We start from the raw sequence: 15,092 nt of genomic DNA, 5'->3' as shown, positions 1-15,092 counted from the left end.
GGCATGAGCCGCAGCAATCTCACCGATGGAGTGACCCGCCACCACATCCGGCCGCACACCCAACGACTCCGCCAGCCGGAACAACGCCGTCTCGACCGCGAACAGCGCGGGCTGCGCGTACACCGTCTGGTCGAGCAGCGCTGCCTCCGCCGACCCCTCCTCCGCGAACAGCACATCCTTCAAAGGCCGTTCCAGGAGCGGGTCCAGGTACCCGCACACCTCATCCAACGCCGCCGCGAACACCGGGAAAGCGGCGGCCAGTTCACACCCCATGCCGATCCGCTGCGCGCCCTGCCCGGTGAAGAGGAACGCCAGCCGCCCCTCAGCCCGGACACCCCGTACGACGCTCGGGGCTGTCTCGCTCGACGCCAACGCCCGCAAGCCAGCCAGGAGTTCATTGCGATCCGAGCCCACGACCACCGCGCGGTGCTCCAGCTGGGCCCGGGTCGTGGCCAGTGCCACCCCGACGTCTGCGGGGTCCGGAGCATCGGCACCTTCCAGCAGGCCCACCAGACTCGCGGCCTGCGCGCCGAGGGCCGTGCCTGTGCGGGCGCTGAGCGGCAGTGCCAGCACCGCCGTGTCCCGCCGGGGCACATCGGAGGACGCACCTTCGGGTTCAGCGGGCGGGTCCGGGGCCTCCTCCAGGATGACGTGGGCGTTCGTGCCGCTGATCCCGAACGACGACACACCCGCACGACGGGGTTCGTCGTTCGGCCAGTCCACCGCCTCGGTGAGCAGTTCCACCCGGCCCGCAGTCCAGTCCACCTTCGATGACGGCGCGTCCACATGCAGGGTCCTGGGCAGGACGCCGTGGCGCATCGCCATGACCATCTTGATGATCCCTGCGACGCCTGCGGCTGCCTGGGTGTGGCCGAGGTTGGACTTCACCGAACCCAGCCACAGCGGGTTGTTGTCCACGCGGTTCTGGCCGTAGGTGGCGAGCAGAGCCTGCGCCTCGATGGGGTCGCCGAGCCGCGTACCCGTGCCGTGCGCCTCCACCGCGTCGACGTCGGTCGGGCGCAGGCCGGCGTTGGCGAGGGCCTGAAGGATCACGCGCTGCTGCGACGGACCGTTCGGCGCCGTCAGACTGCTGCTCGCGCCGTCCTGGTTCACGGCGGAGCCGCGTACGACCGCGAGGACGCGATGCCCGTTGCGCTGGGCGTCGGAGAGGCGTTCCAGCAGCAGGACGCCGACCCCCTCGCCCCAGCCGGTACCGTCGGCGGCGTCGGCGAACGGCTTGCACCGGCCGTCGCCCGCCAGGCCGCGCTGCCGGCTGAACTCGGTGAAGGTGTCGGGTGTGGACATGACGGTGACGCCGCCGGCCAGCGCGAGTGAGCACTCGCCGCCCCGCAGCGCCTGGATGGCCCAGTGCAGGGCGACCAGCGAGGACGAGCAGGCGGTGTCGACCGTGACGGCGGGGCCTTCGAGGCCCAGGGCGTAGGAGACGCGTCCCGAGACGACGCTGCCCGAGTTGCCGTTGCCGATGTACCCGTCCACCTCGTCCGGAACGCTGGACAGGCGCGAGGCGTAGTCGTGGTACATCACTCCGGCGAAGACGCCGGTGCGGCTGCCGCGCAGCGCGTGCGGGTCCAGCCCGGCGCGCTCCAGCGCCTCCCAGGACACTTCGAGGAGAAGCCGCTGCTGGGGGTCCATCGCCAGGGCCTCACGCGGGCCGATGCCGAAGAAGCCCGCGTCGAAGTCGGCCGCGTCGTGCAGGAATCCGCCCTCGCGGGCATATGTCGTGCCGGGCTTGTCGGGATCGGGGTCGTACAGCGCGTCGATGTCCCAGCCGCGTCCGGTGGGGAATCCGGAGATTCCGTCCCGGCCGGCCGCCAGCAGCTGCCACAGCTCCTCGGGGGAGGTGACACCGCCGGGATAGCGGCAGCTCATGCCGACGATCGCGATGGGCTCGTGTTCCCTGCGCTCGGCTTCGCGCAACTGGCGGCGTGCCTCCCGAAGGTCGGCCGTCGCTCGCTTGAGGTAGTCGAGAAGCTTCTTCTCGCTTTCCACCCAAGAACCCCCTGAACCCGTTCGGATTGTCCATCCGAACGCTACGGGCGCCCCTTGTCGGCCTACCACCCATCACCCCCCCTAGCCACCCCTACTAGCGGCACCCGGAAGGACCCCTACATAGATATCGAAGGGGCAGGGAAACGATTTTTGTTCACTTGCCCCACCACTGTATCCAGGGGTGAGCAAAGAACGCATCGGCCTAAGGGCTCGTAGGGGCCCCTAGGGGTCTGGCGGACTACTCCGCTGCTATAGCGTTCACCGCGTTGAAGGCTGCGAAACATTGACCTGGGGTGGGAGATGCCCGCGACACCGACCACACCGACCACACCGACCAGCAAAGGGTCCGCCCCTTTCGGCGCGTACAAGACCTGGTACCGCGTCACCGGCGATCTGCGCTGCGGGCTTCCGCCCGTCGTCGTCCTGCACGGCGGCCCGGGCAGCACACACGACTACCTGCTGGGCATGACGGCCCTGGCGGAGGCCGGCTGGCCCGTCGTCCACTACGACCAGCTGGGCAACGGCGGCTCCACGCGGCTGCCGGACAGCCCGGTGGACTTCTGGACCGTCCAGCTCTTCCGGGACGAGCTCGACAACCTGCTCCGGCATCTCGGGGTGGCCGACAACTATGTGCTGTTCGGCCAGTCCTGGGGCGGGATGCTGTCGGCGGCCCACGCCGCCGACCGGCCGGCCGGGCTGCGCGGCCTCGTCATCGCCAATTCGCCGGCGTCGATGCCCCTGTGGCTCCAGGAGATGAAGGTGCTCAGGGAGCAGCTGCCGCCCGAGGTGCAGGCGACGCTGCTGCGCCACGAGGCGGCGGGCACCACGGACACCGACGAGTACTTCGCGGCGATGCGGGTCTTCTACGACCGGCATGTCTGCCGTGTGCTGCCGTGGCCCAAGGAGTATCTGGCCACCTTCATGGAGATCAATGACGATCCGACCGTTTATCACGCGATGAACGGGCCCAATGAATTCCACGTCATCGGCTCTCTCCGCGACTGGTCGGTGGAGGATCTGCTGCCCCGCATCGAGGTGCCGACGTTGTTGATCAGCGGGCGTTACGACGAGGCGACGCCGGCCACCGTACAACCTTATTTCGACCGCATTCCGAACGTCCGCTGGGAAATCTTCGAGGATTCGAGCCACATGCCGCACATCGAAGAACCCGAGCGATTCACCTCGGTTCTGGTCGGTTTTCTCGACGAGCTCAAAAAGCTCGGCACCATCCAAGAACTCAATGACTTGCAGGAAGGGGCGCGCGGGTGACCACTGTTCAGGAGGTTCGCGCATATCCGTTCAGCGAACCGGACCGGCTCACACTCGACCCGATGTACGCCAAGCTGCGTGCGGAGGAACCGCTGAGCCGTGTGCAGTTCCCGATCGGCGAGCCCGCCTGGCTGGCCACGCGCTACCAGGACGTACGCACCGTCCTGGCCGATCCCCGCTTCAGCCGGGCGATGGCGAGGACGCGTGACCAGCCGCGCACCCACCCCGGTGAGCACCTGGACGACGGCCTGGTCGGCATGGACGCGCCGGACCACGCCCGGCTGCGCAAGCTGGTCGCCAAGGCGTTCACGGGTCGTCGTGTGGAGATGATGCGCGCGGACACCCAGCGGATCGTGGACGGTCTCGCGGACACGATGGTGGCGCGCGGCGGGCCCTTCGAGATGGTGGAGAACTTCGCCATCCCCGTACCGGTGACGGTCATCTCCGAGATGCTGGGCGTGCCCGAGGCGGACCGGCCCAAGCTGCGCGTCTGGTCGGAGGCGATGGTCTCCACCACCGCGCTGCCGTGGGAGGAGATGGAGCGCAACGCCAAGGAGCTGTTCGCCTACATCGGTGAACTGGTCGCCGAGCGCCGGCGCAATCCCACCGAGGACCTGCTCGGCGCGCTGGTCAAGACGCGCGACGAGGACGGCGACCGGCTGAGCGAGGAGGAGCTGGTCATGCATGTGACCGGTGGCCTGCTCATCACCGGGACCGAGACCACCGCCTCGCAGATCCCCAACTTCCTCTACGCTCTGCTCAGCCACCGCGACCAGTGGGAACTGCTGTGCGCGAACCCGGAGTTGGTGCCGAGGGCGGTCGAGGAGCTGGTGCGCTGGATCCCGCTCAACTACTCCGCGATGTTCGCCCGGTACGCCCTGGAGGACATACAGTTCGGCGACATCACGGTGAAGGCGGGTGAGCCGGTGCTCGGTTCGGTTGCCTCGGCCAACCGCGACCCCGAGTACTTCACGGACCCCGACCGGCTGGATGTGACCCGCGAGAACAACCCGCACATCGGCTTCGGTCACGGTCCGCACCACTGTCTCGGCGCCCAGCTGGCCCGGATGGAACTCCAGACGGTGCTGAGCACGCTCATCGCGCGCTTCCCCTCACTCGACTTCGCCGAGTCCGAGGACACCAGCGTCGTGTGGAAGCAGGGCATGCTGGTGCGCGGTCCCAAGCAGCTGCGAGTGACGTGGTGACCAGCTGGACCATCGCCGTCGACCAGACGGCCTGCATCGGCGCCTCGGTGTGCGCCAACTACGCGCCGGACCACTTCGAGTTGAGGTCGGGCAAGTCCTTCCCCCGGACGGCGACGACCGATCCGGACGAGGCGGCGCTCGACGCGGCGGAGACCTGCCCGGTGTCCGCGATCACGGTACGCGAGTCCGCCACCGGCGCGCTGCTCGCTCCCGAGGAGTAGGACCGGTCCTGCCGGTACCCGCGCGGACCCGCGCGGGTACCGGCGCCGGTCCGTCCCTCCCGCCGCACCATCCCTGCCCACGCCCGCCCGTATGTCTTCATGTCTTCACGGCTGTACGTCTCGAAGGGACCGTGCACATGACCGCCGCTTCCCGTACCGGCACCGCGATGATCTTCCCCGGCATGGGGCCCACTCCCTTCGCGGATGTCGGCAAGTTCATGGTCATCAACCCCTTCGCCCGCAAGCTCATCGCCACCGCCGACCGGGTGCTGGGGTACTCGCTGCTTGAGCGCTACCGCACGACCGAGGGCGACTACAGCGAGTACGCCCAGGTCGCCTTCATGGTCAACTCGCTGGCCCTGGCGGAGTGGGCCGGGCACACGTTGGGGGTCGAGGCCGATCTGTGCACGGGGCCGAGTTTCGGTGAGAAGCCGGCCGCCGCGTTCAGTGGCGCCCTGGACTTCGCCGACGCCGTCCGTGCAACCGCCGGGTTCGCGCGTCTGCTGGAGGACTACTTCAGCGCGGAGTTCAAGGATCTGGTCACCCACTCCTTCGTCCGGGTGCCCGAGGACAAGCTGCGCGAGGTACTGGCCGAGCTGGACGAGCGCGGCGAGACATATGAGATCTCCTGCTACATCGACGACGACTTCCACATGCTCACCCTGCGCGAGCACAACCTGGACTGGCTCAAGCCCCGGCTGCGGTCGCTCGGCGGCATGTCGCTGTACTCGATGCGGCCGCCCATGCACTGCTCGGCGTTCGCGGGGCTGCGCGAGCGCGCCGAGGAGGAGGTCTTCGGCCCGCTGGAGTTCGCCGACCCCCGGCTCCCCGTCGTCGCGGACCAGGACGGCGCGCTGATCACCACCGGCGAGGGGGTGCGCACCATGCTCCTGGACAGCTGTGTGCGCCCGATGCGCTGGCCCGCGGTCGTGGACGCGCTGCTCGGCGCCGGTGTCACCACCGTGTGCGTGGCCGGTCAGGACAGTCTCTTCGGCCGGGTGCGGCGCACCACGGCCAACTTCGAGGTCGTGCCGGTCACGCCGCGGACCGCCCTGCTTCCCAGGCCCGCCCGCACCTGACGCCCGCCGGCCCCTCCCCCGCACTTCTTCTCAACTCACCTGCTACGAAAGGCGATTCACCATGTGGGACCAGACGTTCGAGGACCTGCTGCGCGGGTTCCTGCCGTTCCTCGGCGCCGACGAAGCGCTCGCCGAGGACACCAACCTGCGTGACCTGGGTCTCGACTCGCTCGGCATCGTCGAGCTGCTGGCGGCCCTTGAGCAGACGTACGACGTGCGCTTCCAGGACGACGCCCTGGGCCAGGAGACGTTCCAGACCCCCGGCGTGCTGTGGAAGGTCCTGTCCGGCCTCGTCCAGGAGCAGGCCGCCTGAGTCCGCGGCGTCCGGGACCCGCAGCGGTGAGCATCGAAGGAGGAGCAGTGGACGCAGCCGTCGAAGCGGCGCTGCACGGGCGTTTTCTGCGCGGGCTCGACCTGGCGCCGCGCAATGACGCGGTCCGGGTCGGGGACGGCTCGATCACCTATGAGCAGGCACACGAGCGGGCGCTGGTGTGGGCGGGCGCGCTGCTGCGCGCGGCGCGCAAACCGCCCGGCACCGTGGCGGTGCTCGCGGCCAAGGGCATCGACGCGTACGTCGGCATCCTCGCCGCGCTGTACGCGGGTGCCACCGTCGTGCCGCTGCAACCCGGCTTCCCCACGGCGCGCACCCGGCGCATGGTGCGGGCCGCACAGGTGGGGGCCGTCATCGCCGACGGCGCGGGGTGGGCGCAACTGCCGGAGCTGATGGCGCCCGGCCCGGACGGCGAGCTGCCCTTCGAGGCGGCGGGGCCGGAGGGGACGCTGCCCGTGCTGGCGCCGGCGTCGGGCTTTGGCACGCACCCCGGTGTCGAACGGATCGTGCCGGATGCGGCCGGCGCCCTCAGCGCGCCGCGGGCGGTCCGTGCGGCCGACGCGGCGTATGTGCTGTTCACTTCCGGTTCCACGGGCCGCCCCAAGGGCGTGCCCATCAGCCACGGGAGCGCCGCGCACTACTTCGGGCTCCAGGACGAGCGCTACGACTTCACACCGCACGACGTCTTCTCGCAGACCTTCGACCTCAACTTCGACTGTGCGATGTTCGACCTGTTCTGTGCCTGGGGCGCGGGTGCGACCGCGCTGTGGGCGCCGCCCGGTGCGTACCGCGCGATGCCCGCGTTCCTGGCGGAGAACCGGATGACGGTGTGGTTCTCCACGCCGAGCGCGATTCCGCTGGTGCGCAGGCTCGGCGGTCTGGCTCCCGGCGCGCTGCCCGGACTTCGCTGGAGCTTCTTCGCCGGTGAGGCGCTGACCTGCCAGGACGCCGCCGACTGGCAGGCGGCCGCGCCGCACTCGACGCTGGAGAACCTGTACGGCCCGACCGAGCTGACCATCACGATCGCCGCACACCGCTGGGAGCCGGAGCGTTCGGCGAGGATCGCGGTCAACGGCGTGGTGCCGATCGGCCGGGTCAACGGCGGCCACGATCATCTGCTGCTCGGCTCGAACGGTGAAGTCGCCGCCACCGAGGGCGAGTTGTGCGTGTCCGGGCCGCAGATGACGCGCGGCTACCTGGACCGCGCCGACGACGCCGGGCGCTTCCTCGAACACGAGGGCCGCACCTGGTACCGCACCGGCGACCGGGTGCGGCGCATCGGCGACGGCGTCGGCCCGGACGGTGAACTGGCGTACCTGGGGCGGCTCGACTCCCAGGTGCAGATCGCCGGCTGGCGCGTGGAGCTCCCCGAGATCGACCACGCGCTGCGCGGCTGCGAAGGCGTCACTGAAGCCGTGACCCTGGACGTGGCCGGCCCCTCGGGCACCGAACTGGCCGTCTTCTACACCGGCCGCGACGTGCCGGCCGCCACCTTCGCCCGGCAGCTGCGGGAGGTCCTGCCGCAGGGCATGACGCCCAGGCACTACTGGCGGCTCGACGAATTCCCCCTCAACTCCAACCGCAAGACCGACCGCGGGGCGCTGCGGGCCCGCGCCGAGGAACGGCTGGCGACGGCGCCCGCCCCTGGGACCCGTACGCATGACGCGCCGGCCCACCCGGCCCGCACCACCAGCACGCCGACGACCTGACAGGAGAACAGCGTTGGACAGCTCTTCCGGCGCGGCACACGGGGACACCGTGCCCGGCCACAGTCATGGCAGTCTTGTCCACACCCTGCTGGACGAGGCCGTGGCGTCCACGCCCTCGTCGGCGGCGGTCAGCGACGCCGAGGGCCAGTGGAGTTATGCCCGCCTCGACGAGTACAGCCGCGCCTTCGCCGACTGGCTCGAGGCACGGGACATCGGCCCCGGCGACCGGCTGGTCGTACAACTGCCCACCAACCGGGAGCTGGTCGCGCTGTTCTACGGCGCGTCCCGGCGCGGAGTCGTCTTCGTGCCGCTCAACCCGAACATGAAGGCCTTCCACCTGCGTTCGGTACTGGAGAACGCCGAGCCCGCGCTGGTCATCAGCACCGAGTCGCAGTACGAGACGCTGCGGGACGTGACCACCGCCCCCGTGCACGCGTTCGGCGGCGTGTGGAGCGAGGTGGAGAAGACCGCCGACCGCGGCCCGCGCCCGCAGGCCCTGGTCGACGTGGCTCCCGACCAGCCCGCGGTCCTCGTCTACACCTCGGGCAGCACGGCCGCCCCCAAGGCGGTCATCTGCCCGCACGCGCAGATGACGTTCGCCACCCGCTCCATGGTGGAGGTCCTGGGCTACCGCGCGGACGACGTGGTCTTCTGCCGCTTCCCGATGTCCTGGGACTACGGCCTGTACAAGGTGTTGATGTGCGCGGTGGGGCGCAGCGAGATCGTGCTGGCCGACGGCGAGTCGGATCTGCGGCTGCTGAGCGCCATCCGGGACTGCGGCGCGACCGTCGTCCCGATCGTGCCCTCGCTCGCCACCATGATCGCCACCCTGGCGCAGCGGTCCGACAACCCCGCGCCCCGGGTGCGGATGTTCACCAACACCGGCGCCGCGCTGCCCCAGCCGACCATCGAGACGCTGCGCGCGGCCTTCCCCGGGGTGCGTGTGGTGCGGCAGTTCGGCCAGACCGAGTGCAAGCGCGTCTCCATCATGCCGCCCGGCCAGGACCGCGAGCGGCCCGACTCCGTCGGTCTGCCGCTGCCCGGCACGCGGGTCCTCATCCTCGGTGAGGACGGCGAGCCCGTGCCCACCGGTGAGTCCGGTGAGATCGTCGTGGCGGGCCCGCACGTGATGCCCGGCTACTGGCGCAACCCCGAGGTGAGCGCCCGTACCTTCCGCCGCCACGAGGCGACCGGTGAGCTGCGCCTGCACACGGGTGACTACGGCTTCCTGGACGAGGACGGCTATCTGTACTTCCAGGGCCGGCGCGACGACATGTTCAAGCGCAAGGGCATCCGGATGAGCAGCATCGAGATCGAGGCCGCCGCCATGGACATCCCCGGCGTGCGCCAGGCCGCGGTGCTGCCGCCGTCGGAGCGGCACGACCTGGCGCTGTTCGTCGAGTCCGATCTGGCGCCGCACGCGATCCTGCGCGAACTGTCGCGCCGGCTCGAACAGCAGAAGGTCCCCGCGACTTGTCGGGTGCTCAGCGACTTCCCCCTCACCCTGCACGGCAAGAACGAGAAGAAGCAGCTCGCCGAGCTGCTCGACGGGAGCGACCAGTGACGCGCTACACCGAACTGGCCGAGCGGTACGGCACTCCGCTGTACGTGTACGACCTGGACCGGGTCACCGCGGCGCGCAAGGACCTGCTCGACGCACTGCCCGAGCCGTTCACCCTGTTCAGCGCGGTCAAGGCCAACCCGCACCCGGAGGTGCTGCGCGCCCTGGGCGCAGGCGACGGCCGGGTGTGCCGGGCGGAGATCAGTTCGCTGGGCGAGCTGGCGGCCGCCGTGGAGGCCGGGTTCGACCCCGCGCAGATCCTGTACACAGGCCCGGGCAAGACCGACGGTGAGCTGGTCGACGCCATCGGCGCGGGGGTGCGGCTGTTCTCCGTGGAGTCCCTGAGCGACCTGGAGCACGTGGGCGCCGCCGCCGCCCTCCACGGCGTGGTGGCCGACTGTCTGCTGCGTATCAACAGCGCGTCGGCCAGCGCCACCACCAGCATCCGCATGACCGGCACGCCCTCGCAGTTCGGCATCGACGCCGAGACCCTTGGTGAGGTGCTGCCCCGGCTGCGCGCGGTGCCCTCCACGCGGATCGCGGGGGCGCACTTCTTCCCGCTCAGCAACGCCAAGGACGAGGACAGCCTGGTCGGCGAGTTCCGGCACACCCTGTCGGTCGCGGCCGATCTTGAGCGGGAACACGGCCTGCCGCTGCGTTTCATCGACATCGGCGGCGGGTTCGCCGCGCCGTACGCCGTGCCCGGTGAGCGCCCGGTGTACGAGAAGCTGCGCGAGCGCCTTGAGACCACGCTGGACGAGCTGTTTCCGCACTGGCGCCAGGGCTCCCCGCACTTCGCGTGCGAGTCCGGCCGCTATCTGGTGGGCGACAGCGGGGTCCTCCTGACCCGGGTGGTCAACATCAAGGAGAGCCGGGGCCGTACGTTCGTCATCCTGGACGCCGGCATCAACACCTTCGGCGGGATGTCGGGCCTCGGCCGCCTGCTGCCGGTCGCCGTCCAGCCCGAGGGGCCCGAGCAGGCGGCGCAGATCGCGGAAGGAACGGGGCTTCGCGCCAGTCTGGTGGGGCCGCTGTGCACGCCGGGCGATGTGCTCGGCCGGCAGGTGGATCTGCCGGGCCTGCGCGTCGGCGACATCCTGACCATCCCCAACGCCGGGGCGTACGGCCCGACCGCGAGCCTTTTGATGTTCCTCGGCCGGCCCGCGCCCGCCGAGGTGCTGGTGCGCGGCGGCGAGGTGGTCTGCGCGTCCCGCATCGAGCACAGCAGGACCCCGCTGAGCGCCGAAACCCCGCGCGCCGGCTCGGCGACGGCCGGTGGAGGGCAGGCATGACGGGACCCGCGCGGGAGCTGACGGAGCATGCCGACGCGGACGGCGCGCGCCCGGTCGCCCTGGACACGACAGGGCCCCGCCCAACGGTCCTGGTCAGCGGGGTGGCCTCCGACTCGCACACCTGGAACCTGGTGTTCCTCCAGCTCCTGATCGAGGAGCTGGGGTACGACGTGGTGAATCTCGGCCCGTGCGTCCCCGACGATCTGCTGGTACGGGAGTGCCTGGAGCGCGCGCCCGCGATGCTCGTTCTGAGCAGCGTCAACGGCCACGGCCACCAGGACGGACTGCGCGTCATCAAGAAGGTGCGCGGCGAAAGCGCGCTCGCGGACCTGCCGGCAGTGATCGGCGGCAAGCTCGGCATCACGGGCGGCGAGGGCGGAGGCCACGCGGCGGAACTGGTCGCCGCGGGCTTCAACAGCGTCTTCGAGGACGACGCCCGCGAAATCGCCTCCTTCAAGCACTTCGTCCAAGGCATACCGCAGAGGGCGCTGTCGTGAGCGACGGCCTCACCGGGACGCCGGGGCACGGGATGGCCGATGGGCCCGTGCCCGGCTCGGCGCCCGGCCCGGGCGCGCCCGAAGCTTTGGCGCCCGAGGCTTTGGCGGCCGAGGCTTTGGCGGCCGGCCGCGCGGGCGCCGGCGCCCCGGCGGGCGGCCGGCTCGTGCACGTGTCCGCACCGGCCGCGCCCACCACCGCCGCACCGGAAGCTCCGGTCGGCGACTTCGGCGCGTTCGTACGCCGCGCGCACCGGGCCGGACGGCTCGTCGTGCAGCCCCGCATGGGCTTCGGTGATCCCGGAGCCATGCGCGAGGGCCTGCTGGCCACCCGGAGCGCCGACGCCACCACGGTCGGGACGCTCACCCTGGACAGTTACACCCGTATCGGGGACCTCGCGGCGATCGACACCGCGCTGAGCGAGGGCATCGGCCTCAACGGCTTCCCCATCGTCAGCTACGACGTCGAGACCACCCGGGCGGTGCTGCGGGGCCTGCACGGCGACGACTTTCCCGTGCAGGTCCGGCACGGCTCCGCCGTCCCCTTCGACATTTTCGCCGCCCTGATGCGGGCCGGGCTCAGCGCCACCGAGGGCGGCCCCGTCTCCTACTGCCTGCCGTACGGGCGTACCCCGCTGGACGAGTCGATGCGCAACTGGGAACGCAGCACCGCCCTGTTCGCGCGGCTCGTCGAATGGGGCGCGAGCCCCCACATCGAGACGTTCGGCGGCTGCATGCTGGGCCAGCTGTGCCCGCCGAGCATGCTGGTCGCGGTGAGCGTCCTGGAGGCGCTGTTCTTCCACCGGCTCGGGATCGGCGACGTGTCGGTGAGCTACGCCCAGCAGACCAGCGGCGCCCAGGACGTCGAGGCGGTGCGCGCGCTGCGCAGGCTGTGCGCCGAGCTGCTGCCCGACGCCGACTGGCACGTGGTCATCTACGCCTACATGGGCGTGTACCCCACGACCCCCGAGGGCTGCTACCGGCTGCTCGGGGAGGCCGCCGAACTCGCCGTCACGACCGGCTCGGAGCGTCTGATCGTCAAGACCGTCGCCGAATCCCGCCGCATCCCCACCATCGAGGAGAACGTCGCCGCGCTGGAGCACGCCGACCGGGTGGCGCGGGCGGCCCGGCGCACGGCGCCCGGCCGGATCGCGGGGTCCACGGCGCACCCGGCGCCGCGTGTGGACGCCCGCGATTCGCAGACGTACGCCGAAGCGCGCTCGCTCGTCGACGCGGTACTCAACAGCCACCCGGACCTCGGCCAGGCCCTGCTGCTCGCGTTCAAGTGCGGCTACCTCGACATTCCCTACTGCCTCCACCCGGACAACGCCGGTCGCAGCCGCAGTTACATCGACGGCGACGGCTGGCTGCGCTGGGCCGACACCGGGTCGCTTCCCATCGCCCACCTCGTGGGCGGCCGCCGTTCCCGTCCCGTCACCTCGTCCGACCTGATCCAGGCGCTTTCGCACGTGCAGCGCAGCTATGACCAGCCGTTCCTGTACGGGAGCCGGCCGCTGTCCTGACCGCTCGCAGGTCCGCCCGTCTCCCTTGGCCCTCTCTTGTTCTTCCTCGCCCGCGGAATTCTTTTTGGAGTGCACCGACATGACCGAGTCTGAGAACGTTCTTTCCGAGTCCGGTGGCAGGCCGAGGAGCGATGTCGAGGCGCCACAGTCCTTGCTGGTGGCGCGGCTCACCGGCCTGACGGCGGCCGAGCAGGAACGCGCCGTCCTTGACATCGTGCATGAGCAGACCGTGGCCGCGCTGCGCCGGGCCCGCCCGGACACCAAGGACGTGGTGGACACCGCGCGCCCGTTCCTGGAGCTCGGTTTCGACTCACTCGCGGCGGTCGACCTGCACCGCAGGCTGTCCGGGGCCACCGGCCTCGAACTGCCCATCACGGCGGTGTACGACTACCCCACACCCGTGGAACTGAGCCGCTTCGTCCGCACCAGGGCGCTGGGCCTGGCGCCCGAGCCCGTCGCGGCGGCCGTCCGGCAGACCTCGGGGGACGACGACGATCCCGTCGCGATCATCGGCATCGGCTGCCACTACCCCGGCGGCGTCAACTCACCCGAAGAGTTCTGGGCGTTGATGGCCGAGGGCCGCGAAGTGCTCTCCGACTTCCCCACCGACCGGGGCTGGGACGTCCCCGGCATGTTCGACCCGGACCCGGAGAGCCCCGGCAAGTCCTACGTCGACAAGGGCGGGTTCCTGGAGGGCGCGGCCGAGTTCGACGCCGACTTCTTCAAGATCAGCCCGCGTGAGGCGCTGGCGATGGACCCCCAGCAGCGTCTGATCCTGGAGACCTCCTGGGAGGCGCTGGAGCGCGCCGGGATCAACCCGGCCTCGCTGCGCGGCAGTCGGACCGGCGTGTTCTTCGGCGCCGAGGTGCACGAGTACGGCACCCGCGTCCATGAGGCGCCCCTGGGCCTTGACGGCTATCTGATGACCGGCAACGCGCCCAGCGTCGCCTCCGGCCGCGTCTCCTACACCCTGGGTCTCGAAGGTCCCGCCGTGACGGTGGACACGGCGTGCTCCGGCTCGCTGGTCTCCCTGCATCTGGCGGCCCAGTCCCTGCGCAACGGCGAGTGCTCGCTGGCCCTGGTCGGCGGCGTCGCGGTGATGGGCAGCCCCGGCATGTTCACGGCGTTCAGCCGCCAGCGGGGGCTCGCCGCCGACGGGCGCTGCAAGGCGTTCGCGGACGCGGCGGACGGCACCGGCTTCGCCGAGGGCGTCGGCGTGTTCGTGGTCGAGCGGCTTTCGGACGCACGGCGCAACGGCCACCCGGTGCTCGCGGTCCTGCGCGGCAGCGCGGTCAACCAGGACGGCGCCAGCAACGGCCTCACCGCCCCCAACGGCCCCTCCCAGCAGCGGCTCATCCTCCAGGCCCTGGCCAACGCCGGACTGCGCCCCGCCGACGTGGACGCGGTCGACGCGCACGGTACGGGCACCAAGCTCGGCGACCCGATCGAGGCCCAGGCGATCCTGGCCACCTATGGCCAGGAGCGTTCACCGGAGCGGCCGTTGCGGCTGGGCTCGGCCAAGTCCAACCTGGGTCACACGCAGGCCGCGGGCGGCGCGGCCAGTGTCATCAAGATGGTCCTAGCGATGCGGCACGGCGTACTGCCCAAGACGCTGCACGTGGACGCGCCGAGCCGCCACGTCGACTGGTCGGCGGGCGAGGTCGAGCTGCTGACCGATGCCATGCCGTGGGAGACCGAGGACGGAAGACCGCGCCGCGCCGGCATCTCCGCGTTCGGCATCAGCGGCACGAACGCGCACGTGATCATTGAGGAGGCGCCGCAGGAGGACGAGTTCCCGGCGCGCCAGGACACCACGGGCCCCGCGCTGCCCCTGATCATCAGCGGCCGCACGCCCGACGCGCTCAGCGCGCAGGCCTCGGGCCTGCTCGACGTCCTTACGGGCGCCGACGCTCCGGACCCGGTGGATGTGAGGATGGCCCTGGCGACTACGCGGGCCCAGCTGGACCACCGCGCGGTGGTCTCGGGCGCGGACCTCGACGAACTGGTCGCGGGGCTACGGGCGTTGGCCGACGGACGCGAGGACGGGCCGGGAATCGTACGGGGACGCGCGCTTGCCGGCCGGCTTGCGTTCCTGTTCACCGGGCAGGGCGCCCAGCGCATCGGCATGGGCCGCGAACTCGCCGCCGTCTTCCCGGTATTCGCCGCCGCTCTCGACGAGGCGTGCGGCCACCTCGACCTCCAGCTCGACCGCCCGTTGAAGGATGTGCTGTTCGCGGCGGAGGGGTCGGCGGAAGCGGCGCTGCTCGACCAGACGGCGTACGCGCAGCCCGCGCTGTTCGCGATCGAGACGGCGTTGTTCCGGCTGGCGGAGTCGTTGGGTGTGCGGCCGGATGTGGTGGCGGGTCACTCCATCGGTGAGATTGCTGCGGCTCATGCC

At 71.0% G+C, this 15,092-nt stretch carries 11 protein-coding genes and 1 pseudogene; 11 read left to right on the top strand and 1 reads right to left on the bottom strand.

Features of this window, described 5'->3' with window-relative positions; translation table 11 throughout:
• Positions 1-2,010 (bottom strand): type I polyketide synthase (locus tag ACFYM2_RS34675; protein WP_388841860.1); only part of this gene is annotated, 2,010 nt, incomplete at its 3' end.
• A gap of 300 nt (positions 2,011-2,310) precedes the next feature.
• Between ACFYM2_RS34675 and ACFYM2_RS34670 the strand changes: the two genes are divergently transcribed.
• The 11 genes and pseudogenes from ACFYM2_RS34670 to ACFYM2_RS34620 form a co-directional block, all read left to right on the top strand.
• The gene (locus ACFYM2_RS34670) at positions 2,311-3,279 is read left to right on the top strand and encodes a proline iminopeptidase-family hydrolase (RefSeq protein WP_388841857.1); all 969 of its coding nucleotides are present in this window, start codon (positions 2,311-2,313) and stop codon (positions 3,277-3,279) included.
• Entirely contained in the window at positions 3,276-4,484 is a 1,209-nt protein-coding gene (locus ACFYM2_RS34665; RefSeq protein WP_350233987.1) for a cytochrome P450, read from the top strand. Before ACFYM2_RS34670 ends, ACFYM2_RS34665 begins: the two co-directional genes overlap by 4 nt.
• Entirely contained in the window at positions 4,478-4,705 is a 228-nt protein-coding gene (locus ACFYM2_RS34660; RefSeq protein ID WP_359008767.1) for a ferredoxin, read from the top strand. Before ACFYM2_RS34665 ends, ACFYM2_RS34660 begins: the two co-directional genes overlap by 7 nt.
• Before the next feature lie 137 nt (positions 4,706-4,842).
• Positions 4,843-5,784 (top strand): ACP S-malonyltransferase, encoded by a 942-nt coding sequence (locus ACFYM2_RS34655; protein ID WP_388841854.1) that lies wholly within the window; start codon positions 4,843-4,845, stop codon positions 5,782-5,784.
• A 61-nt stretch (positions 5,785-5,845) separates the two neighbouring features.
• Entirely contained in the window at positions 5,846-6,097 is a 252-nt protein-coding gene (locus ACFYM2_RS34650; RefSeq protein WP_359008763.1) for an acyl carrier protein, read from the top strand.
• Between the two features lie 47 nt (positions 6,098-6,144).
• Positions 6,145-7,824, top strand: a complete 1,680-nt coding sequence (locus tag ACFYM2_RS34645; RefSeq protein WP_388841851.1) for an AMP-binding protein — start codon at positions 6,145-6,147, stop codon at positions 7,822-7,824.
• Positions 7,825-7,873: 49 nt separating this feature from the next.
• On the top strand, positions 7,874-9,388 hold the full coding sequence (locus tag ACFYM2_RS34640; protein WP_359008773.1) for an AMP-binding protein: 1,515 nt from the start codon (positions 7,874-7,876) through the stop codon (positions 9,386-9,388).
• Positions 9,385-10,677, top strand: coding sequence for a type III PLP-dependent enzyme (locus ACFYM2_RS34635; protein WP_359008759.1), 1,293 nt, complete (start codon positions 9,385-9,387; stop codon positions 10,675-10,677). The genes ACFYM2_RS34640 and ACFYM2_RS34635 overlap by 4 nt, the downstream gene beginning before the upstream one ends.
• The gene (locus tag ACFYM2_RS34630) at positions 10,674-11,174 is read left to right on the top strand and encodes a methylaspartate mutase (RefSeq protein WP_350233981.1); all 501 of its coding nucleotides are present in this window, start codon (positions 10,674-10,676) and stop codon (positions 11,172-11,174) included. The genes ACFYM2_RS34635 and ACFYM2_RS34630 overlap by 4 nt, the downstream gene beginning before the upstream one ends.
• Entirely contained in the window at positions 11,171-12,694 is a 1,524-nt protein-coding gene (locus ACFYM2_RS34625) for a methylaspartate mutase (RefSeq protein WP_388841846.1), read from the top strand. Before ACFYM2_RS34630 ends, ACFYM2_RS34625 begins: the two co-directional genes overlap by 4 nt.
• Positions 12,690-15,092 (top strand): annotated as a pseudogene (locus ACFYM2_RS34620) (beta-ketoacyl synthase N-terminal-like domain-containing protein); the annotation flags it as partial. The gene ACFYM2_RS34625 and the pseudogene ACFYM2_RS34620, both read left to right, overlap by 5 nt.

The sequence above is a fragment of the Streptomyces sp. NPDC006711 genome, from assembly GCF_042869775.1.
GTDB lineage: Bacteria > Actinomycetota > Actinomycetes > Streptomycetales > Streptomycetaceae > Streptomyces.
This window is presented reverse-complemented; position numbering and strand designations above follow the sequence as displayed.

Bases quoted from the DNA above. Each gene is read 5' to 3' on its own strand.
- ACFYM2_RS34650 (WP_359008763.1), top strand. From the start codon at position 5,846: ATGTGGGACCAGACGTTCGAGGACCTGCTGCGCGGGTTCCTGCCGTTC.
- ACFYM2_RS34670 (WP_388841857.1), top strand. From the start codon at position 2,311: ATGCCCGCGACACCGACCACACCGACCACACCGACCAGCAAAGGGTCC.
- ACFYM2_RS34655 (WP_388841854.1), top strand. From the start codon at position 4,843: ATGACCGCCGCTTCCCGTACCGGCACCGCGATGATCTTCCCCGGCATG.
- ACFYM2_RS34630 (WP_350233981.1), top strand. From the start codon at position 10,674: ATGACGGGACCCGCGCGGGAGCTGACGGAGCATGCCGACGCGGACGGC.